The organism is Gaoshiqia sp. US2 (assembly GCF_059705485.1).
This window is the reverse complement of record NZ_AP048550.1, coordinates 2,445,750-2,467,386: the sequence shown is the minus strand read 5'-3', so window position 1 is coordinate 2,467,386 and position 21,637 is coordinate 2,445,750. Positions and strand designations below refer to the sequence as shown.

Annotated in this window: 20 protein-coding genes, 2 tRNA genes and 1 rRNA gene; 15 read left to right on the top strand and 8 right to left on the bottom strand. The window is 45.7% G+C overall.

The annotated features are described in order from the left end of the window. Window positions 1-208: 208 nt before the first annotated feature. From AC6H3C_RS09840 to AC6H3C_RS09830, 3 genes are all read right to left on the bottom strand, one after another. Window positions 209-282, bottom strand: a tRNA-Ala gene (locus AC6H3C_RS09840). Between the two features lie 97 nt (window positions 283-379). After that, window positions 380-453: transfer RNA gene (locus AC6H3C_RS09835), tRNA-Ile, on the bottom strand. Between the two features lie 178 nt (window positions 454-631). Beyond that, window positions 632-2,147, bottom strand: a 16S ribosomal RNA gene (locus AC6H3C_RS09830). Window positions 2,148-2,282: 135 nt separating this feature from the next. On the opposite strand from AC6H3C_RS09830, the gene AC6H3C_RS09825 reads away from it, so the two are divergent. Both AC6H3C_RS09825 and AC6H3C_RS09820 read left to right on the top strand, forming a co-directional pair. After that, the gene (locus tag AC6H3C_RS09825) at window positions 2,283-2,561 is read left to right on the top strand and encodes a hypothetical protein (protein WP_497520599.1); all 279 of its coding nucleotides are present in this window, start codon (window positions 2,283-2,285) and stop codon (window positions 2,559-2,561) included. Window positions 2,562-2,937: 376 nt separating this feature from the next. Continuing rightward, window positions 2,938-3,543 (top strand): hypothetical protein, encoded by a 606-nt coding sequence (locus AC6H3C_RS09820; protein ID WP_497520598.1) that lies wholly within the window; start codon window positions 2,938-2,940, stop codon window positions 3,541-3,543. Between the two features lie 125 nt (window positions 3,544-3,668). Here the strand turns inward: AC6H3C_RS09820 and AC6H3C_RS09815 are convergent, their stop codons facing one another. Genes AC6H3C_RS09815 through AC6H3C_RS09805 form a run of 3 tightly spaced genes read right to left on the bottom strand, consistent with a single transcriptional unit; the run spans window position 3,669 to window position 7,318 of the window. Then, window positions 3,669-5,378, bottom strand: coding sequence for an acyl-CoA dehydrogenase family protein (locus AC6H3C_RS09815; RefSeq protein ID WP_497520597.1), 1,710 nt, complete (start codon window positions 5,376-5,378; stop codon window positions 3,669-3,671). A 22-nt stretch (window positions 5,379-5,400) separates the two neighbouring features. Continuing rightward, window positions 5,401-6,420 (bottom strand): electron transfer flavoprotein subunit alpha/FixB family protein, encoded by a 1,020-nt coding sequence (locus tag AC6H3C_RS09810; protein WP_497520596.1) that lies wholly within the window; start codon window positions 6,418-6,420, stop codon window positions 5,401-5,403. Between the two features lie 19 nt (window positions 6,421-6,439). Continuing rightward, window positions 6,440-7,318 carry an electron transfer flavoprotein subunit beta/FixA family protein gene (locus AC6H3C_RS09805; protein ID WP_497520595.1) on the bottom strand — a complete coding sequence of 293 codons (879 nt, stop codon included), beginning with the start codon at window positions 7,316-7,318 and terminating at the stop codon, window positions 6,440-6,442. Between the two features lie 503 nt (window positions 7,319-7,821). On the opposite strand from AC6H3C_RS09805, the gene AC6H3C_RS09800 reads away from it, so the two are divergent. Continuing rightward, complete coding sequence (locus AC6H3C_RS09800) at window positions 7,822-9,357, top strand: alpha-N-arabinofuranosidase (protein ID WP_497520594.1); 1,536 nt, start codon at window positions 7,822-7,824, stop codon at window positions 9,355-9,357. Window positions 9,358-9,527: 170 nt separating this feature from the next. Here the strand turns inward: AC6H3C_RS09800 and AC6H3C_RS09795 are convergent, their stop codons facing one another. After that, window positions 9,528-9,821: a hypothetical protein gene (locus AC6H3C_RS09795; protein ID WP_497520593.1), complete on the bottom strand. Its 294-nt coding sequence runs from the start codon at window positions 9,819-9,821 to the stop codon at window positions 9,528-9,530. A gap of 65 nt (window positions 9,822-9,886) precedes the next feature. Next, window positions 9,887-10,819: a DMT family transporter gene (locus AC6H3C_RS09790; RefSeq protein WP_497520592.1), complete on the bottom strand. Its 933-nt coding sequence runs from the start codon at window positions 10,817-10,819 to the stop codon at window positions 9,887-9,889. Between the two features lie 486 nt (window positions 10,820-11,305). Here AC6H3C_RS09790 and hisG point away from each other — a divergent pair, with 486 nt between their 5' ends. The 12 genes from hisG (at window position 11,306) to AC6H3C_RS09730 (ending at window position 21,551) form a co-directional block, all read left to right on the top strand. Continuing rightward, the gene (hisG, locus tag AC6H3C_RS09785; protein WP_497520591.1) at window positions 11,306-12,166 is read left to right on the top strand and encodes an ATP phosphoribosyltransferase; all 861 of its coding nucleotides are present in this window, start codon (window positions 11,306-11,308) and stop codon (window positions 12,164-12,166) included. A 54-nt stretch (window positions 12,167-12,220) separates the two neighbouring features. Continuing rightward, entirely contained in the window at window positions 12,221-13,510 is a 1,290-nt protein-coding gene (hisD, locus tag AC6H3C_RS09780) for a histidinol dehydrogenase (protein WP_497520590.1), read from the top strand. A gap of 20 nt (window positions 13,511-13,530) precedes the next feature. Then, window positions 13,531-14,562, top strand: coding sequence for a histidinol-phosphate transaminase (gene hisC / locus AC6H3C_RS09775; protein ID WP_497520589.1), 1,032 nt, complete (start codon window positions 13,531-13,533; stop codon window positions 14,560-14,562). After that, window positions 14,559-15,680, top strand: coding sequence for a bifunctional histidinol-phosphatase/imidazoleglycerol-phosphate dehydratase HisB (hisB, locus tag AC6H3C_RS09770; RefSeq protein ID WP_497520588.1), 1,122 nt, complete (start codon window positions 14,559-14,561; stop codon window positions 15,678-15,680). Before hisC ends, hisB begins: the two co-directional genes overlap by 4 nt. 18 nt (window positions 15,681-15,698) lie before the next feature. After that, window positions 15,699-16,583: a formyltetrahydrofolate deformylase gene (gene purU, locus AC6H3C_RS09765; RefSeq protein WP_497520587.1), complete on the top strand. Its 885-nt coding sequence runs from the start codon at window positions 15,699-15,701 to the stop codon at window positions 16,581-16,583. A gap of 60 nt (window positions 16,584-16,643) precedes the next feature. Continuing rightward, entirely contained in the window at window positions 16,644-17,216 is a 573-nt protein-coding gene (locus AC6H3C_RS09760; protein WP_497520586.1) for a peroxiredoxin family protein, read from the top strand. A gap of 50 nt (window positions 17,217-17,266) precedes the next feature. After that, the gene (gene hisH, locus AC6H3C_RS09755) at window positions 17,267-17,866 is read left to right on the top strand and encodes an imidazole glycerol phosphate synthase subunit HisH (protein ID WP_497520585.1); all 600 of its coding nucleotides are present in this window, start codon (window positions 17,267-17,269) and stop codon (window positions 17,864-17,866) included. A gap of 70 nt (window positions 17,867-17,936) precedes the next feature. Next, on the top strand, window positions 17,937-18,305 hold the full coding sequence (locus tag AC6H3C_RS09750; protein WP_497520584.1) for a four helix bundle protein: 369 nt from the start codon (window positions 17,937-17,939) through the stop codon (window positions 18,303-18,305). A gap of 4 nt (window positions 18,306-18,309) precedes the next feature. After that, window positions 18,310-19,080, top strand: coding sequence for a 1-(5-phosphoribosyl)-5-[(5-phosphoribosylamino)methylideneamino]imidazole-4-carboxamide isomerase (gene hisA, locus AC6H3C_RS09745; RefSeq protein WP_497520583.1), 771 nt, complete (start codon window positions 18,310-18,312; stop codon window positions 19,078-19,080). Between the two features lie 18 nt (window positions 19,081-19,098). Beyond that, entirely contained in the window at window positions 19,099-19,854 is a 756-nt protein-coding gene (hisF, locus tag AC6H3C_RS09740; RefSeq protein WP_497520582.1) for an imidazole glycerol phosphate synthase subunit HisF, read from the top strand. Window positions 19,855-19,950: 96 nt separating this feature from the next. Beyond that, window positions 19,951-20,556, top strand: a complete 606-nt coding sequence (gene hisIE, locus AC6H3C_RS09735; protein ID WP_497520581.1) for a bifunctional phosphoribosyl-AMP cyclohydrolase/phosphoribosyl-ATP diphosphatase HisIE — start codon at window positions 19,951-19,953, stop codon at window positions 20,554-20,556. A 188-nt stretch (window positions 20,557-20,744) separates the two neighbouring features. Further along, the gene (locus AC6H3C_RS09730; RefSeq protein WP_497520580.1) at window positions 20,745-21,551 is read left to right on the top strand and encodes a carboxylesterase family protein; all 807 of its coding nucleotides are present in this window, start codon (window positions 20,745-20,747) and stop codon (window positions 21,549-21,551) included. Window positions 21,552-21,637 lie beyond the last annotated feature (86 nt).

Genomic DNA, 21,637 nt, shown 5'->3' with positions numbered 1-21,637 from the left:
CACGAGTTGCGAGTTATGAGTCCTGAGACTTAAATACTCTCTCTTAACTTCTTTACGTTGATACTTCCGGACTCGAACCGAAACTTACGCCCACCTGGCCTATCATTTGTTCCAATATGTATTTTGAACGTCTTGTCTTTACTACTTTTATTCTCTTATCTTATTCCGAATCGCGACTCATATCTCATCGCTCACGACTCTTTTCTTGTGGAGAATAAGGGAGTCGAACCCTTGACCTCTAGAATGCAAATCTAGCGCTCTAGCCAACTGAGCTAATCCCCCGGTTTTCAAGATTGGAATATTGGTATCCTGAAGATTGGAATGCCTTCCTATTCCGATACCCTAACTTTCCGATATTCCGAACATTCTACCACTGCGGTAGTCCCGCCCAGATTTGAACTGGGGACCTCTACATTATCAGTGTAGCGCTCTAACCAGCTGAGCTACGAGACTGTTATTTCAGATGTCAGATTTAAAATATCAGACCCCAAGACTTTAGATTGTGGTGTACAGTCTTGTATATTCAGTCTAATGTCTTTCGTCTTGTCTCTTAAACTTCAACCTCTGCTATATCTTTTAAAAAGGTAGTGATAAAAAATAAACTCCGAACAAGCGTTTAATCAAGCTCCAGAAAGGAGGTGTTCCAGCCACACCTTCCGGTACGGCTACCTTGTTACGACTTAACCCCAGTCATTGGTTTTACCCTAGGCCGCTCCTCGCGGTTACAGACTTCAGGTACCCCCAACTTCCATGGTTTGACGGGCGGTGTGTACAAGGCCCGGGAACGTATTCACCGCGCCATGGCTGATGCGCGATTACTAGCGAATCCAGCTTCACGAAGTCGGGTTGCAGACTTCGATCCGAACTGAGACCAGCTTTAGAGATTAGCATCCGGTCACCCGGTAGCTGCCCTTTGTACTGGCCATTGTAACACGTGTGTAGCCCTGGACATAAGGGCCGTGCTGATTTGACGTCATCCCCACCTTCCTCTCACCTTACGGTGGCAGTCCCGCTAGAGTCCCCAGCTTAACCTGATGGTAACTAACGGTAAGGGTTGCGCTCGTTATGGGACTTAACCCGACACCTCACGGCACGAGCTGACGACAACCATGCAGCACCTTGAAGAGTGTCCGAAGAAAACCATCTTTCGACAGCTGTCACTCCCCATTTAAGCCCAGGTAAGGTTCCTCGCGTATCATCGAATTAAACCACATGTTCCTCCGCTTGTGCGGGCCCCCGTCAATTCCTTTGAGTTTCACCGTTGCCGGCGTACTCCCCAGGTGGCTCACTTATCGCTTTCGCTAAGCCGCTTGCTGTGTATCGCAAACAGCGAGTGAGCATCGTTTACGGCGTGGACTACCAGGGTATCTAATCCTGTTCGCTACCCACGCTTTCGTACCTCAGTGTCAGTGTCAGTTTAGTAAGCTGCCTTCGCAATCGGAGTTCTGTGTAATATCTAAGCATTTCACCGCTACACTACACATTCCGCCTACCTCAACTGTACTCAAGCTAATCAGTATCAATGGCACGCCTACCGTTAAGCGGCAGGTTTTCACCACTGACTTAATCAGCCACCTACGTACCCTTTAAACCCAATGAATCCGGATAACGCTTGCATCCTCCGTATTACCGCGGCTGCTGGCACGGAGTTAGCCGATGCTTATTCATACACTACCGTCAAATCCATACACGTACGGACATTTCTTGGTGTACAAAAGAAGTTTACAACCCATAGGGCCGTCTTCCTTCACGCGGGATGGCTGGTTCAGGCTTGCGCCCATTGACCAATATTCCTCACTGCTGCCTCCCGTAGGAGTCTGGTCCGTGTCTCAGTACCAGTGTGGGGGATCATCCTCTCAGAACCCCTAGACATCGTAGTCTTGGTGAGCCGTTACCTCACCAACGAACTAATGTCACGCATGCCCATCTTTAACCGCCGGAGCTTTAATTTAAATCCCATGCGGAATCTAAATACGATGGGGTATTAATCCGGATTTCTCCGGGCTATCCCCCTGTTAAAGGCAGGTTGCATACGCGTTACTCACCCGTGCGCCACTCTCATCACCCGAAGGTGAATCCCGTTCGACTTGCATGTGTTAGGCCTCCCGCTAGCGTTCATCCTGAGCCAGGATCAAACTCTTCGTTGTAAAGAAATTTTTATGTGTCTTCCAGCTCTGTGATTAAACTCGCTAATTCTTGCGTCTATTCCTTATCTGTCTACCTTTTCAATATTGTCAATGAACTTGTTTACTATCTTGCTTGCCTCTATGAAACCCTGCTCTTTGCAGAACAAAGCACCAGACAAATTTCTTGTTCCATTCTCTCTTTTCCCACTTAACGATCGCCTCATCTTTTCCGTTCAACCGTTACGGGGCGGCAAAGTTAACAAGCTTTTCCTTTCTGCCAAAACTTTTTTTGACTTTTTTCCCAAACTTGTTATGCCTGAAGTCAGCTTCTATTCTTACGGAAAATTAATCCCTCCGGGTTTCAAAACCAACTCATCAAATCCTTCAGTGAACTCTTCGTTTTTGCGGCTGCAAAGTAATGGCCTTTTTTTGTAATCTCCAAATCCTTTTTAAAAGTTTTTTTCTTTACCTAAAACGCCCAAAACCCTTACAGAACGCCGCTCTCAGCTCCCCCGGTGTAACCCGTTTGTCTCTCAAAGCGGGTGCAAATATAGAGACCTTTTCCGGTTCTGCAATACCAAATGCAAGCTTTTTTCAAATAAAAAATCAATTGAAATATTAAGTTGCTGATTCTGTAGTTTTTATATGCCTATTTTTTATTACTGCCACCATTGTCAATAATAAAAAAAGAAACCTTCCGTTTTGGCTTTAGGCTGTTTTTACTGGTTATTCGTAACCAATAAGCCCGATAAGCAGGAATAACAGATCCACTATTAAATCACGGATATTAATAAATAACAAAATTGCAGAAATGAAGAAAACGCTGAGAAAGTATTTGCTTGGAGCGATTATGATTGTTCCCACATTCGCCTTCTCCCAAACAGGCACGGTGGAGGCAGTTTTTGACACAACAGACATTAAAGGCCAGTTTGAGTATTTACACACGAAGTCGAATACTTATGAAGACTATAAGGTGATTAAAATAAATAGTCTGAACCTGCTCAAAAAAAACGCGCTGGATAGTATCCGTATGTATAAAACCAGCGTAAGCACTCATCAACAGAAAATAACAGAACTCAGTAATACGCTGGCAGAACGAGACACTGAAATTCAAAAATTGACAGAAGTTCTAAATGCAACACAAAAGGCACAGGATAGTATGAATCTGATCGGAGTTGGCGTATCAAAAAGCATTTATAACAGCATCATGTGGGGATTAATATTTTGCTTACTGGTGATCAGTGCGATTCTGGTTTCTCTCTTCAAACGAAACCACATGCTCACAAAAGCGGCCCAGAACAGGCTGGCAGAAGTAGAGGAAGATTTTGATAAACACCGCAAAAATGCACTGACCCGCGAGCAAAAACTGGCGCGTGAGCTGATGGACGTTAAATTAAAGTATAAATCAGACAGGTAGGATTGATTCCCGATGCCCTTTCCCTCAATGAATATCTTTAGAACCGGGTACAAGTATCCAATCAAAAAAATGAGGCCCCACGCTAAGTGAGGCCTCTCCAATTAAATTATCCTGAAAAGTAATTATTACATTTCATATTTATAGGTTCCCAGATCACTCAGGTCTGAGGAACGAATAAATTCGGCATGGGCTTTCACCTGCGCTTTAGCCAGATGAATGAAATTCTTTGCCGATTTAAGAAAGCCCGGTTCCCGGTTACTATCCAAAACCAACAGGTAACTCATAATAATGTAACCAGCCATTTCGACCATGCGGCGGGCATGAAAATCGATAAACTCATTGTCATTAATCGCCAACACTTTGCTTACAGCCTGTTCGTATTCATCGGTCAAAATAATCAACGAACGGCGCAGGTGCTCTAATTCAGGGGCAACTTTTTCCGCCTCGTAAACGCGAATTTGTTCCAGGTAGGCGCCTGTTGTAACACCACGAATAGCTGCAACCACCTGCAGCTGGGTTGTACCCTCATAAATTGACGTAATACGGGCATCCCGATAGAGCCGTTCAACCGGGTAATCTTTCATAAAACCGGAACCACCATGAATCTGGACCGCATCATAAGCCAACTGGTTGCAATATTCTGACGCCATTCCTTTCACCAGGGGGGTATAAAAATCGGCCAGCTTCTGGTATTTCTTCATTTCATCCCGTTCATCTTTATCCAGCTTTCGCTCTTCGGCAATGTGCATGTACGTTTTATATACATCCACAAAACGGGCTGTTTCATATAACAAGGTCCGGGAAGCATCAAGTTTAGCCTTCATGGTAGCCAGCATTTCGTAAACGGCAGGGAAACGCAGGATAGCTTTTCCAAACTGCATACGTTCTTTGGCATAAGCCAATGCCTCGCGATAAGCGGCTTCGGAAACACCGACCGACTGGGCGGCAATTCCAAGGCGGGCGCCATTCATCAAGGCCATCACATACTTAATCAAACCCATTTTCCGGTCGCCAACCAACTCAGAGGGAGCATCTTTAAAGACCAGTTCACAGGTCGGAGAACCAATGATCCCCATTTTATGTTCGATACGACGAACCGTGACACCACCGTCATTTTTGTCGTAAATGAACATCGACAATCCGCGTCCATCTTTGGTACCGGGCTCAGAGCGGGCGAGCACCAATGAAATATGGCCATCGCCATTGGTAATAAAGCGTTTTACTCCATTCAGTAACCATTTCCCGGTTTTCTCGCTGTAAGTTGCTTTTAGCTGAACTGCCTGCAAATCTGATCCGGCATCGGGCTCCGTTAAGTCCATGGCCATCGTATCGCCCTGGCAAACGCGGGTCAGGTATTTTTCTTTTTGTTCTTCGGAAGCAAATTCGTTGATGGTTTCGGCACAATCCTGCAAACCCCAGATGTTTACAAAGCCTGCATCAGCGCGCGAAACGATATCGGCAGCCATAATATAAGGTACGATGGGGAAATTAAGACCGCCGTACTTCCGGGGTAACGACATTCCCATTAAACCGGCTTTATTCAGCGCTTCGATATTCTCAGCAGTCCCTCGGGCATAAATAACGTGTCCGTCAGCAACCTGAGGGCCTTCTGCATCGATTGACTCGGCATTTGGCCCAATAATCTCGCCACAAACTTCGCCAACAACTTCAAGTACTTTATCAAAATTGTCCATGGCGTCTTCGTGATCCATGGGCGCATAGTCAAATTTTCCTTTTTCTGAGAAATTCCTCTCCTTCAACCGGACAATCTTCTCCATTAACGGATGGTAGAGGTGAAATCTCAGGTCTTTATTATCGGTATAAAAGTTAGCCATTTAAAAAAGTTTTAAAAGATGATTACTTGGTATTCTTTTTATAATACTTGATCATTTTCGGAATAACCTCCGCCACATCGCCGGTAATTACATAATCGGCAATCGCGTTAATCGGAGCCTCCGGATCAGTATTAATGGCAATGATCTGCGCCGACTCTTCCATTCCGGCACGATGTTGAATTTGGCCTGAAATTCCACAGGCAATATACAGTTTTGGCCGAACCGTCACCCCCGTTTGTCCAATCTGACGTTCATGAGGAACATAACCGGCATCGACGGCTGCACGCGAAGCGCCTACTTCGCCACCCAGCACTTCTGCCAAATCAAATAATAACTGGAAATTTTCTTTTGATCCCATCCCGTAACCGCCGGCAACAACAATCGGAGCAGCTTTCATATTCACTTTGCTCTTTTCCATATGCCGTTCAATAATCTCCACAACAAAATCGGCATCGCTCACGTACTTTGAAACATCGAGTTTGACTATTTTCCCTTTATATTTGGGGTCCAGGATTTCTTTTTTCATAACACCTTCGCGAACTGTGGCCATTTGCGGACGACAATCCGGATTGATAATGGTCGCAATGATGTTTCCCCCAAAAGCGGGACGAATCTGGTAAAGAAGGTTCTCGTAGGTTTTTCCTTGTTTTTTATCCTCATGTTCACCGATGACCAGGCTGGTGCAATCGGCGGTAAGCCCGCTGTGCAAGGCCGAAGAAACCCTGGGACCTAAATCGCGCCCAACTGAAGAAGCACCCATGAGGGCAATCTGCGGTTTTTCTTCTTCAAATAATTTTACGATGATGCTTGTATGAGGGAGAGTTGTATAAGGAGCCAAACGATCATCGTCGGCAACATATAAAACATCTACTCCATAAGGAAAAATTTGTTTTTCAATTCCGTCAAGTTTGCTTCCAATGGCAACAGCTTCGAGCTTACAGCCTAATTCGTTGGCCAAACCACGTCCTTTGGTCATCAACTCCTGACTGACTTCAGCTACATGACCGTCTTCAATTTCACAATATACAAATACACTGTTCATAATCAGATTAATTTAGGGGTTAACCAATGGTGTGATTTTCAATCAATTCACGCATCAAATCATCGATATCGCCATCGGCGGCGGAAATCACTTTTGCTCCTTTAGCCTGCAGCACAACATTTTCCACCGTTTTTACTTTTGTGGGGGATCCGCTCAAACCTAATTCGTCCAGGTTCACCTCAATATCGTTCACCGACCACTCAGGAATATTCAGATAAGGACGGTCGTTATACAAATGCAGGTAATCTTCGTTGGAATTTTGAAGCTCTGAAACAGATTTTGCATGCTTGTATTTCATCAGCAACTTGGCATTTCTGGCACGGCAATCAGGAGCAGAACCGTTAACAGTCATCACCATCGGGACCGGGCAGCTGACAACTTCCACTCCCCGCTCCAAGCGACGTTTCACGTACACTTTGCCCGCTTCAATCTTTTGCACTTCCTCGACATAAGTCACTTGCGGAAGCCCAAGTTTTTCAGCCACCTGCGGGCCTACCTGAGCGGTGTCGCCGTCTATAGCCTGACGGCCGGCGATGATCAGATCAAAATCTTTTACTTTCTTCAAAACCCGGGAAATCGCGTAGGACGTTGCCAGGGTGTCGGAACCGGCAAAAGCACGGTCGGTAAGCAAGATTCCACCATCCGCGCCCCGGAACATTCCTTCGCGGATAATCTCAGCTGCACGTCCCGGTCCCATGGTTAAAATGGTCACAGTGGTTCCCGGGAAATTCTCTTTGATGCGCAACGCCTGCTCCAACGCATTTAAATCTTCGGGATTAAAAATAGCCGGCAAGGCAGCACGATTAATCGTACCATCGGCTTTCATAGCGTCTTTGCCTACATTCCGCGTGTCCGGAACCTGTTTGGCAAGAACGATAATCTTAAAGGCTTTCATCATACTTAAATTTATCAGTTTCTATCGCATTTAGTTTAGCCAACCCGTGTTTGTGTTGGCGTACAAAGGATGGAATTGTTGATCTTTCCTTTGCAAAGCAGGCAAATATAGCCAAACGGCCTTAAGAAATCAAGGTTCGTTTCCGTATAACCAAAACATAATATTTTCAAATAATCACTTTCTGACGGTTTAATCATAAAATATAAACGCCTAACTTTCCTAAAAATCTTTATTTACGAGCATTTAAAACAATCAACCTGATACTTCAAAAAATCACATCCATAATTTCGGCTCACTTATTTATAATCATTTTAATCTATTCGGCAGCTTTCATCAGGAATTACCAGTCGATGGATCGAATGGTATAAACGACGAACAAAAAGGCAACCAAACCGATCTGTCCCAACCTTTCGGACTGTTGTTCATGTCATTTAAAAGGTGTTATAAAACCTATCAGTAAAAAGTAATTAATACTTTTATTATTTTTGATTGTCACAAACAACCATATGATGAAAAAGAAAACGATCTGTTCACTTATTATCCTTTCACTTATCAGTATAAGCACGATTGGACAAAGTACACTGAGCCTTCATGCCGATCAGGCAGAAACAAAGATCAACCGGGAAATTTACGGTCACTTTGCCGAACACCTCGGACGTTGTATTTATGGAGGAATTTATGTCGGCGAAGACTCTGACATTCCCAACATCCGGGGGTTCAGAGAAGATATTATTGTCGCCCTGAAAGACATGCAAATACCGCTGCTCCGCTGGCCGGGAGGATGTTTTGCAGACACTTATCACTGGAAAGACGGAATTGGCCCCCGGCATCAACGTCCTTCAATGGTAAACGTACACTGGGGAGGCGTTACCGAAGACAACAGTTTTGGCACGCATGAGTTTCTGGATTTCTGCGATTTAATTGATGCTGAACCCTACATCAACCTAAACGTTGGATCGGGAACCGTACAGGAAGCTTCAGAATGGGTTGAATATGTTACTTCGGCCAATATCAGCCCCATGACTGATTTTCGCAAAAAAAACGGACGTGAAGAGCCCTGGAAAGTACGGTATTGGGGAATCGGAAATGAAAACTGGGGCTGTGGCGGCCACATGACTCCGGAGTATTATGCCGACCTGTACAACCGCTTCGCCACCTATTGCCAGGGCAATTTATACCGCATCGCGGGCGGCCCCAACGTTGACGACTATAACTGGATGGAAGTGCTGATGCAGAAAACAGCCCGGCACCGGCAACTGGTACAGGGAGTGTCGCTGCACAGCTACACGTTTACGACAAGCTGGCCGGATAAAGGATCGGCTACCGATTTCAACGAAAACGACTGGATTTCGGTGATGAACAATACCTTAAAAATGGAAACGCTGGTGCAGCGTCATTCGACAATTATGGATAAATATGATCCGGGAAAACACATTGGATTGATAGTTGATGAATGGGGCAACTGGTTCGACGTTGAACCCGGCACAAACCCGGGATTCCTGTACCAGCAAAACACCCTGCGCGATGCGCTGGTTGCCGGGATCAACCTCAACATTTTCAACAACCATGCTGACCGGGTAAAAATGGCCAACATTGCACAAACTGTAAACGTATTACAATCGGTGATTCTCACCAAAGACGATGAAATTGTACTGACTCCGACTTACTATGTTTTTAAAATGTACGGCGCACACCAGGATGCGACCTTGATTCCATCAAATCTCAAATCAACCCAATACCATTTGGATGGCAAATCAGTTCCATCGGTACACGCCTCCGCTTCAGTGAAGAACGAAGTGGTTTCAATCACGTTGTGTAACCTGAACCCGAATCAACCGGAAAGCATCGATATCACTCTTACCGGGCAACACGTCAGTTCGGCCAGCGGCCAAATAGTTACCGCTAAAAACATGAACGATTACAATGACTTTGGTAAAGAAGAAAAAGTTACGCTAAAAACATTTGATGTTAAAAAACCCAAAGACGGGAAACTAACCGTCGTGCTCCCCGCAAAATCAGTCGTATTGGTTCAGTTAAGATAAGTTCCGGAAGCCGGAAGCTTCTTGCGTTCCAATCCAGGTAAGCCTTTACTCATTCCGGAAAAGCAACAGCATAAAACGGGATTTGATCTTTCTGATTAAATCCCGTTTCCGATTTTTAGAAATTCAACCGGTATTTCCTGCGCTCATTGATGTTACAGGGAAATCGAATCTCAATGAATTCCTCTAAACCAATCCTGAAAATAAGCTCCGATAACGGGGATCTCATTTCTTTTTTGCTGGATAGCGCCAACCAGACTGATAATCCATAGAATAAATACAACAACTCCCATAATAACGCGTATTGCAGGAATGATTGTTCCCACCAGACCAAGCAAATAGATACCAAGCGTTTGCCTCAGGTAAAAAGAGGTCAGTTCATCTTTATCGGTATTGTTCAGGATTATGGCAATAATCCAGCCAATCAAAGTAAGGTGTGCTACAATTGCTTTAAGTTGCGAACTCATCTGATTAAAATTTAGTTATATCAAAATCAAAGCTTGTTCTTCCGTCAAATCATTTCGCATACAAATTACAAAAAGAAAATGGCGACACCAAATACCGTTATAATTGCTCCCGCAATTTCTTTCCAATTTACTTTCTCCTTAAAAATGAAAATAGCCGGCGGAATGATCAGAACAGGAACAATCGACATGATAGTTGCCGAAATCCCCGCTTTGGTATGCTGAATGGAAAGCAGTGAGAAGGCGACTCCCAAAAACGGTCCGAAAACAGACCCAAGGGTAATCCGTTTCATCGCCGACAGGTTTTTCATCGCGTCCCACACCCGGCGATAGCGTTTCAAAACCAGCAACAAGACGGCAAAACCTACAACTCCGGTCAGTACCCGAATTTGCGAGGCCGCAAATGCATCGTAATCGCCCATCCCTTTCTTGCTCAGCACCAAACCAACAGCCTGCCCCAATGCGCCACCCAAAGCCAGCAAAATTCCCTGCCAGGGATAGGCCGAAGTTAAACGTTTCCGGATCACCTCTTCTCCTTTAATGCTTTTGTTTTCCCGTTTCAAAATCACCATACTGATGCCGGTTAAGGTCATTGCCATCCCAAACCAATTCATGGGCGACAAAACTTCGCCCAGGATGAAATATGAAATAAATGCCGTGAACGGCGGGGCCATAGCCATAATTAACATCGAAATGCGGGCGCCAATCACCACGAAAGCCTGAAACAGGAATAAATCGCCAATAACGAAACCAACCAAACCCGATAAGGCCAGCCACAACCAGCGTTCAGCTCCGGCATCAAACGGGAACCACATCCCCCGTGTCAGCTGGGTATAAACGGCGTAAATGAAAAAAGCAATCACTAAACGGATCAGGTTAACCGCCAACGAACCCACTTTTTTACCAGCCGACTCAAAAGCCATACTGGTTACCGTCCAGAAAAGGGCAGTAAATAAGGCTGCTATCTCACCAAAATAAGTCATCTTGCAAATCGCCTCCAACGATTGGTTTAATAAAATTACGGATGATTAAATGTAGCGGGCACCTGTGGCAGTTGCTCCTGCAAACGAATCCGGGTCGGCGAATCGTGGTAACCGCGGCCAAAATTAATAAGATTGACAGACAGTTGTTCTCATTTTGGTTAAAAAAGTGCAGGGGAATCAAAATAAAAAATCCTTTGATCGACATAGCGTTATGATTGAAATGGAGAATGCCCGCTTGAACCTTGAAAATTTGTTTTTTCAGAATTAAGGAGAATCAATCCCATAAATTTTATAAATTATCAGAAAATGATTTGGTTCACTTTCATTTTATCACTATAATTGCAGCACAAAAATAAAATGACATGATTAACAAAACCGGACATTGCGGCCATCATTGGAATATCCTATTCACCGGTAGGCCGTAATTCTTGTGTTTTGTCTGAAAATATTAACCCAAAGAAGGCTTACCGAAAGGTAGGTCTTTTTTCATTTTATCAAAAAACTATGACACAACTGAAGATTGCGATTCAAAACAAAGGTCGTCTGTATGAAGACTCGATGGAATTAATCAAAGAAGCTGGAATCCGGTTTTCACTGGGAAGCGCGCGGGTGCTCCTGGCTTCAGCCAAGAATTTCCCGATGGATGCACTTTTTCTGCGCGATGACGATATTCCGCAAACTGTAGCCGATGGCGTAGCCGACATCGGTATTGTGGGCGAAAACGAAATGCTGGAAAAAAAAGAAAAGGTCATCGTTGCCAAACGACTGGGATTCAGCAAGTGCCGCTTATCGTTGGCCATCCCAAAGTCTGAAGATTATCCGGGTATAAGCTGGTTTAACGGAAAAAAAATTGCTACCTCCTATCCGGTCATTTTACAGGATTTTCTGAACCAACACCAAATACAGGCCGACATTCACGTCATCACCGGATCGGTTGAAATTGCCCCCGGAATTGGATTGGCCGATGCCATTTTCGACATTGTAAGCTCCGGCTCCACCCTGGTGAGCAACCGCTTGAAAGAAGTAGAGGTGGTTACCGCGTCGGAAGCCGTGCTGATTGCCAACCCAAATTTGAGCGATGCGAAAAAAGCGGTACTGGATGAACTGATCTTTCGGATGGAATCGGTGCAACGTGCCGAAGGGAAAAAATACATTCTGCTGAACGCTCCAAATGAAAAAATTGCGGAGATTTCAGCCATACTTCCGGGGATGAAAAGTCCCACGGTTACGCCGCTGGCCGAAGAAGGCTGGAGTTCACTGCATTCGGTGATCTCGGAAAATGAATTCTGGGAAATCATCGGCAAACTAAAAAACGCCGGCGCCCAGGGAATCCTGGTAGTGCCTATTGAAAAAATGATTTTTTAAGCCGGAACATCTTCTTCCTGCAATCGAAAATAAACCTTTTGAAAAGTGCAACGCATGAAACGATATATCAATCCGGAACCAAAAGAATGGCCTCAGCTATTGAAACGGCCCCTGTTTAATGCCTCCGACCTCACGGAGAAAGTCCGCCTTATTTTGAATGACATTCAATCAAGCGGAGGACATGCCATCCGGAAATACACCGAAAAGTTTGACGGTGTATTTTTGGGTAAATTCTCCGTTTCCGAAGAGGAAATAAATGCCGCTGCCTGCCAACTCGACGACAACCTGAAAGCCGCCATCGAAACAGCTGCCGGCAACATTACCCGTTTTCATATCAGCCAAAAGCCCGAATTGCAAAAGATCGAAACGCATCCGGGAGTCACCTGCTGGCAAAAAGCGGTTGCCATCAACAAAGTGGGCCTGTATGTTCCGGGAGGCTCGGCTCCGCTGTTTTCAACGGTACTGATGCTGGCCATCCCGGCCAGGATTGCCGGATGCAAAGAAATTGTACTTTGCACCCCCCCTAACAAGGAAGGAAAAGTTCACCCGGCAATTCTGTTTACAGCAAAGCTGGTTGGCGTTACCAAAATATTTAAACTTGGCGGTGTTCAGGCAATCGGGGCGATGGCTTACGGATCTGACTGTATTCCCAAAGTTGACAAAATTTTTGGTCCCGGGAACCAATATGTCATGGCAGCGAAACAATTGGTCAGTATCAGCGATGTAGCGATTGATATGCCCGCCGGTCCATCTGAAGTAGCCGTTATGGCCGATGAAACAGCCAATCCCGAATTCATTGCTTCCGACCTGCTGTCACAGGCAGAACACGGTCCTGATTCACAAGTTGTTCTGGTGACAAACTCGGAAAAACTGGTGAATGAAGTTGAAATGGCCCTGGAAAAACAATTGGCTCAGCTGAGCCGCAAAGAGATTGCCTCGAAAGCCTTGGGCAACAGCGTAGCCATCGTGTTGGAGAAAGAAAATCAAATGATTGAGTTGATTAATGAATATGCTCCGGAGCATTTGATTATTTCCATGAAAAACTACCTGGATACAGCCGAAAAAATCGTTAATGCCGGTTCTGTATTTTTAGGAAATTACACGCCCGAGAGCGCCGGAGACTATGCCTCCGGCACAAACCACACCTTGCCTACGAACGGTTGGGCACGATCTTTCAGCGGCGTCAACCTCGACAGCTTTATGAAAAAAATCACCTTCCAGGAAATTTCAAAAGAAGGCATTCAGAACCTGGGGCCTGTCATCGAAACCATGGCGGCAGCCGAAGAACTGGATGCCCATAAAAATGCCGTGACATTAAGGTTGAACGCGGTTGAAAACAATTGAAGACAGTTGAAAACGAAATTATGAATTTAGACAAACTCTTACGCAATAACATCAAAAACCTGAAACCTTATTCATCCGCACGAGATGAATTTTCGGGTGAGGCCATGGTTTTCCTCGATGCCAACGAGAATCCCTTCAACCAGCCGTATAACCGTTACCCGGATCCTTTGCAGCGGGAATTGAAAGAAAAAATTGCCAAAATAAAAGTGTGCCGGGCCGAACAAATTTTTTTGGGCAATGGCAGCGATGAACCCATCGACTTGTTGTTTCGCGCTTTTTGCGAACCGGGTCTGGATAACGTCGTAAACATCGACCCTACCTACGGCATGTACCAGGTTGCTGCCGGCATCAATCAGATTGAGGTTAGAACGGTAAGATTAAAAGAGGACTACAGTTTTGTTGCCGATGAGTTACTGTCAGAAACAGACGCACATACCAAACTGATTTTCATTTGTTCGCCCAATAACCCCACTGCCAATCTGCTCGACAGAGCCGAAATATTAAAACTGATCAGAGGTTTCGATGGGCTGGTAGTGCTTGACGAGGCTTACATCGACTTTGCCCCCGGCGCCAGTTTATTGCCCCGGCTTAATCAACATGAAAACCTGGTAATTTTACAAACTTTTTCCAAAGCGTGGGGAATGGCCGGCATCCGCTTAGGGATGGCATTTGCTTCACCCGAAATCATCCACATTTTCAATAAAATAAAATATCCCTACAATATTAATATACTCACACAGCAAAAAGCGCTGGAGCTTCTTGACCGGGAAGAAGAAAAAAACAATTGGGTGCAACTGCTGATCGAAGAACGGCAAAAGCTGACTGATCAACTGAAATCGTTCCCGTTTGTTGTAAAAATTTTCCCGTCAGACGCCAATTTCCTGCTGGTAAAAATGCACGATGCCCGCGGCATTTACGATTACCTGGTAGAAAACGGCATTATTGTACGCGACCGGTCGAAAGTAATATTGTGTGACGACAGCCTGCGAATTACCGTTGGATCGCCCGAAGAAAACGCAATTTTGATTGAAAAACTGAACGATTTGATATGAAAAGAGCTTTATTCATTGACCGCGACGGCACCCTGATTGCGGAACCTGCCGACGAACAGATCGACTCGCTCGAAAAACTGGAATTTCTCCCGAAAGTTTTCCGCAACATGCACTTCATTGCCAAAAACCTGGACTACGAATTGGTGATGGTCACCAACCAGGATGGTTTGGGTACCGCATCGTTCCCCGAAGATACTTTTTGGCCGGCTCATCATAAAATGTTGAAAGCCCTCGAAAATGAAGGTATTCTTTTCAATGATATTCTGATCGACCGCAGTTTTCCGCAGGACAACGCCCCCACCCGCAAACCACGGACCGGACTGCTGGGAAAATACCTGGACGGCAGCTACGACCTGGCCAACAGCTTCGTGATCGGCGATCGGCTGACCGACATCGAACTGGCCAAAAACCTCGGTGCAAAAGGTATTCTGATTAACGACGGTTCGCTTGCCGGACAGTTGAACGAAAAACAACTGGCAAACAACTGCGTACTCATCACCTCCGACTGGGACGAGATTTACGCCTGCGTTGCCGCTCCCCAACGCACAGCCAGCGTACAGCGAAACACCCGCGAAACACAAATCCTGGTCGAACTAAACCTGGACGGCACCGGTAAAGGGACCATCAGCACCGGCCTCGGATTCTTCGACCACATGCTCGACCAAATTGCGCGGCACTCCGGTATTGATTTGACCATACAGGTAACCGGCGATCTGGAGGTGGACGAACACCACACCATCGAAGATACCGGTCTGGCGCTGGGCGAAGCTTTTAAACTGGCCTTGGGCAACAAGCGCGGCATTGAACGCTACGGCTACTGTCTGCCCATGGACGACTGTCTGGCTCAGGCGGTCATCGACTTCGGAGGCCGTCCCTGGCTGGTATGGGATGCTGAATTTAAACGCGAAAAAGTGGGCGACATGCCCACCGAAATGTTCTTCCACTTTTTCAAATCCTTTTCCGATGCTTCGCTCTCGAATTTAAATATAAAGGCCGAAGGGCAAAACGAACATCATAAAATTGAAGGTATTTTTAAAGCGCTGGCCCGGGCCATAAAGATGGCCATTAAAAAAGATGTGTTTAACTTTGAGCTTCCTTCCACAAAAGGGAGTTTGTAGCCTAAAACCAGGAAATCTATGAAAAGCATTAAACCCTTACGTGAGAAAAAAAATACGGCCATCCTGCTCATCCACTGCCCCGACCGGCAGGGCATTCTGGCAACTGTCACCGAATTTCTGAACAAGAATAACGGCAATATTATATACCTCGACCAGTATGTCGACCGTGCACAAAAAATATTTTACACCCGGGTGGAATGGGAACTGGAAGGTTTTGCCATACCCGCCGAGAAAATAGGCGAATACTTTGACACGCTGATTGCATCTAAACTGGAAATGACCTGGAAACTCTACTTTTCGGAAGAAATTCCGCGTATGGCCATTTTTGTCTCCAAAATGTCGCACTGCCTGTTCGATATTTTATCGCGTTACACGGCCGGCGAATGGGATGTGGAAATTCCCGTCATTGTTAGCAATCACGAAGATATGCGTCCGGTTGCCGAACGTTTCGGCATTGACTTTCATTATTTTGAAGTCACTACTGAAAACAAAACGCAGCAGGAAGCTGCTGAACTGGAATTGCTGAAAAAGCATCGGGTCAATTTCATCGTGCTGGCTCGCTACATGCAGATCCTCTCGAAAGATTTTGTGCAGCATTACCCAAACAAGATCATCAATATCCACCACTCGTTTCTTCCGGCTTTTGCCGGCGCCAAACCCTACCACGCGGCTCACGAGCGCGGGGTGAAACTGATTGGGGCAACCAGCCACTATGTGACCAGCGATTTGGATGCCGGCCCCATCATTGAGCAGGGCGTTACCCAATGCAGTCATGTAGATACAGTAAAAAGCCTTACCCGCAAAGGCCGCGATCTGGAGAAAATTGTACTTTCGAATGCCGTGTTTAAGCACCTGCAGCGGAAAGTTCTCGTATACAAAAACCGGACGGTGGTGTTTAATTAGTTCATTAGTGATTAGTGATTAGTGATTGGTGATTGGTGATTGGTGATTAAAATTTTTATCATGAAGTATCTGTCTGTTATCCTCGTAATGATTGCTTTAGTTACACAGGCACAAGTCCCGGTCAGGGACGTGCCGGCCGATTACGGCTACATTGTGAAGATCGGGCAGCAGGCGCCCGATTTTACAGCTGAAACGCCCGACGGCAAAACCATCCGGCTATCTGATTTGAAAGGGAGAGTTGTTATGCTGCAATTTACCGCCAGTTGGTGTTCGGTATGCCGGAAAGAAATGCCGCACATCGAAAAAGACATCTGGCAAAAACATAAAAACAACCCGGATTTTGCCCTTTTCGGAGTTGACCTGGACGAACCCAAAGAAGTGGTTGAAAAATACACCAAACAAATACCGGTCACCTACCCCGTGCTGCTCGATCCGAAAGGCAAAATATTTTATTCGTATGCCGAAAAAGGTGCAGGCGTCACACGAAATGTGATCATCGACCCAAGCGGAAAGATCGTTTTTATGACCAGGCTTTACAAAGAAGAAGAATTTGAAGAAATGAAGGAGGTGATTGAAAGCCTCCTCCCGGCCTCCGCCAAAGGAGGAGAAGAAAAAAAACCAACCAAAAACTGAATTTCTATTTTAGCAAAATCTCCTTCCGGGGAGGATTAAGAAATGGCCTTATGAACATCGTAATCATCAAATACAACGCCGGAAATATCGAATCGGTAAGTAATGCCTTGCTGCGCCTGGGTATTCAATCTGAAATAACCGGGGATCATGAAAAAATCAGAAAAGCTGATAAAGTAATTTTTCCGGGAGTGGGCGAAGCCAGCACCACCATGGCCTTTTTAAGAAAGGAAGGGATGGACAGGCTGATCCCCTCGCTCACCCAGCCGGTTTTGGGCATCTGCCTGGGGCTTCAGCTCATGTGCAGCCATTCCGAAGAAGGAGATACGCCTTGTCTGGGAATCTTCGAAGAAAAAGTAAAACGCTTTGTTCCCGAACCGGGCATGGAATACATCACCAAGGTGCCGCACATGGGTTGGAACAACATCACCCAACTGAAAAGCGGCATTTTCGATCCATCGCTCAACGGACAATATGTCTATTTTGTGCATTCGTTTTATGCCTCGGCAGGTGAGCACACAGCAGCTGTCTGCAACTACATCAATCCGTTCAGCGCGGCTCTGCACAAAGATAACTTTTACGCCACCCAGTTTCACCCCGAAAAAAGCGGGCCGGTTGGTGCAAAAATACTGGAGAATTTTATAAAACTGTAAAAGCGACATAGTAACAAAGTGCCAAAGTACCTGAGTTATTTTGTTGCGATAAACCGAAATGCTGACATAGATGAAAACTTACCGAGAGATAAAAGTTTGGCAAAAAGCGATGCCGTTTGTAAAAAACATCTACAATATAACCAGGAACTTTCCTAATGAAGAAACTTACGGACTAACCAGTCAGATCAGAAGAAGCGCCGTTTCTATCCCATCAAATATTGCAGAAGGCTTTGGAAGAAGATCATCCAATGAATTTACCCGTTTTCTTCAGATTGCAATGGGTTCTCTTTTTGAACTACAAACACAACTTGAAATTTCAAAAGATTTGGATTTCCTCGATGACAAAACTTTTGATGATTTATATCAAGACTCGAGGGAAATTGAAAGGATGTTATCAGCATTTATTGAGTCGATCAAAAAAGTTAACTCTGAAAAGTAAAAAAATGCATCTATACTCAGGAACTCAGGAACCCAGGAACTCAGGAACTAAAATTACAATCATTCCAGCCATTGACCTGATCGACGCCAAGTGTGTTCGCTTGTCGCAGGGCGACTATAACCAGAAAACCGTGTACAACGAAAACCCGCTGGATGTGGCCAAAATGTTTGAAGATGCCGGCATCACCCGCCTGCACCTGGTTGACCTGGACGGAGCCAAAGCCAAACACATTGTCAACTATAAAGTACTGGAGACCATTGCCTCAAAAACCAGCCTGGTGATTGACTTTGGCGGCGGACTAAAAAGCGACAGCGACCTGCGCATTGCCTTCGGGTGCGGCGCCCAAATGGTGACCGGCGGTAGCATTGCCGTGAAAGACCGCGAAACCTTTTTAAGCTGGATTGAAACTTACGGGGCTGAGAAAATCATTCTCGGGGCCGATGCCAAAGACAAGAAAATTGCCGTGAGCGGCTGGCAGGAAGTCTCGAAACTACCCATCCTTGATTTCATCGAAAGTTACACCAGTCGCGGCATCCGGAAAGTTATTTCAACCGACATTGCCCGCGACGGTATGCTCACCGGCCCCAGCATCGACTTGTACAAAGAAATCCTGGCGCAATTCCCCAATCTGGAACTGATCGCCAGCGGCGGAATCGCCTCGATGAAAGATATCTGCGAACTCGACGAAATGGGTGTTACCGGAGTTATTACCGGTAAAGCGATTTATGAGAACAAGATAAGGCTTGACGAGATCAGTCGTTTTATTATGCAGTAAGAAGTTAAACTTTAAAAAATGCTTGCAAAACGAATCATACCATGCCTGGATATCAAAGACGGTCAGACCGTGAAAGGCATCAACTTTGTCAATATCAAAAGCGTGGGCGATCCCGTTGAACTGGGCGCCTTGTACGCCGAACAGGGAGCCGACGAACTGGTTTTCCTCGACATCACCGCTACGCACGAAGGGCGTAAAACCTTCGTGGAACTGGTAAAACGCATTGCCCGCGAAATTAACATCCCGTTTACCGTAGGCGGCGGCATCAGCGAACTGAAAGACGCCGATGCCCTGCTAAGCGCAGGCGCCGACAAAATCAGCATCAACTCATCAGCCGTGCGCAACCCAAAACTGATCGACGAGCTGGCGCTTAATTTCGGAAGCCAGTTTGTGGTACTGGCCATCGATGCCCGAGGCGACGAGACCGGGCATTGGACTGTCACCGTAAACGGAGGACGTATTCCTACCGATAAAGAACTTTTCTCCTGGACCAAAGAAGGAGAAAGCCGCGGGGCGGGTGAAATCCTGTTCACCTCGATGAACCACGACGGAACCAAAAACGGATTTGCCTGCAACGAGCTGGCCCGGCTGGCCGACAACCTGACCATACCGATTATCGCTTCGGGCGGCGCCGGAAATATGGAACATTTTGTAGACGTGTTCACCCACGGGAAAGCCGATGCAGGCCTGGCCGCGAGCATCTTCCATTACAAGGAAATTGCCATTCCCGACCTGAAAGCCTATTTGAAAAGTAAAGGAATTGTTGTACGATAAAACTTTGTGCATCTTTGTGACGGAATTCGCGTCCCTTAGTGGTTCTATCTTCCACAAAGCTCACAAAAAAGGTATGAAGTAACACCATGAATAAAAATGAAAAATACGAATCTTGATTATTCAAAACTGAACGGCCTGATACCGGCTGTTATTCAGGACAATACCACCTTAAAAGTATTGATGCTCGGTTTCATGAACGAAGAAGCCGTAAAAAAAACCGAGGAAACCGGTAAAGTCACTTTTTTCAGCCGCACAAAAAACCGGTTGTGGACCAAAGGCGAAGAAAGCGGAAACTTTCTGAATGTGGTTTCCATTGCATCCGATTGTGATGATGATACCCTTCTGATCAAAGTTAATCCGGTTGGCCCAACCTGCCACACCGGCGCCGACACCTGCTGGAATGAGGAAAACGAAGAAAGCGACCTGATGTTCCTCGAATACCTTCAGGATTTTATCGACCAGCGCAAGCAGGAAATGCCCGAAGGGTCGTATACCACTTCCCTCTTTCAGAAAGGAACCCGAAAAATTGCGCAAAAAGTAGGCGAAGAAGCCGTGGAAACCATCATCGGCGCTATGGCCAACGACGACGAGAATTTTTTGTATGAAGGAGCAGACCTGTTATACCACCTCATTGTATTGCTGACTCACAAAGGCTACCGGATAGAAGATCTGGTGTGCGAATTGAAGAAACGGCATAAGTAGATTGCACGTTGATTATTGGCTTGAAAAGATCAAAAAATGAAGCCGAAAATCCGTCGTTTTTTATTGAAATACCTGCAAATTTATTCCCCCAAATTTGTTAAGAGTTGTAAATCTGAATGTTAAAAATCGACTGTATCTTTACAGTGGCCATACTTTTTCCTACCTTTGCGGCATAATTTTCAACAAATATGTATCGGATTGTCCTTGTACTTTTTTTAGCGGCGTTTTTAGCAAGTTCACAACATCAGGCAAAAGCGCTGAATAATGACAAAAAAGTCAGGTACAATTACCTGACTTATGTCCCTGAAAATTACGACAGTTTAAAAAGCGAACCGATGCCTGTCATTTTCTATCTTCACGGCAGATCTGCATCGGGCACCGATCTCAACCGTGTTAAACGCTACGGATTGCCTTATTTTCTCGATAAAGGGAAAAAAATTGATTTTATTGTCGTATCACCTCAATGTCCGTGGGGGAAAAATTGGGCCAGCGAAAACTGGTTCGACACCATTTATGCTGAAATCAACGCCAAATACCGCATCGATCCAACCCGCGTTTACCTCACCGGGATGAGCTTAGGCGGCTTCGGTACCTGGGAATTGGCCAACAGGCTTCCGCATAAATTTGCAGCCATCGCACCGGTCTGCGGAGGTGGAAGTACCGACTGGGTGGAAAACCTGTCCCAGCTTCCGGTATGGGTATTCCACGGGGTAAAAGACAACCAGGTATCCGTATTTCGCGCCGACCGCATGGTAAAAGCCCTCAAACAGCGCCAGGCAGTTGTGGAGTACAGCCGTTTCCCCGACAAGGGACACGACATTCACCGGGTTTACGACGATGACCGTTTGTACCAATGGTTTAAACAATTTTCTGCCCGGCCCGAACAAAATAACCTGCATCCTTTAAACGGAATTCAGCTGACGGAAATTTCGAACCCTAATCTTGAACAGGAAAAACGAAAACTCCGTGAAACTACCAAGACCGGTTTCTTTTAACAATTTACAGGAATGCTTTTCTTATTGAGAGTTAAATCTTTATGTATGATCTGCCACGGCTTGTTAACTTACCGTCAATAAATATT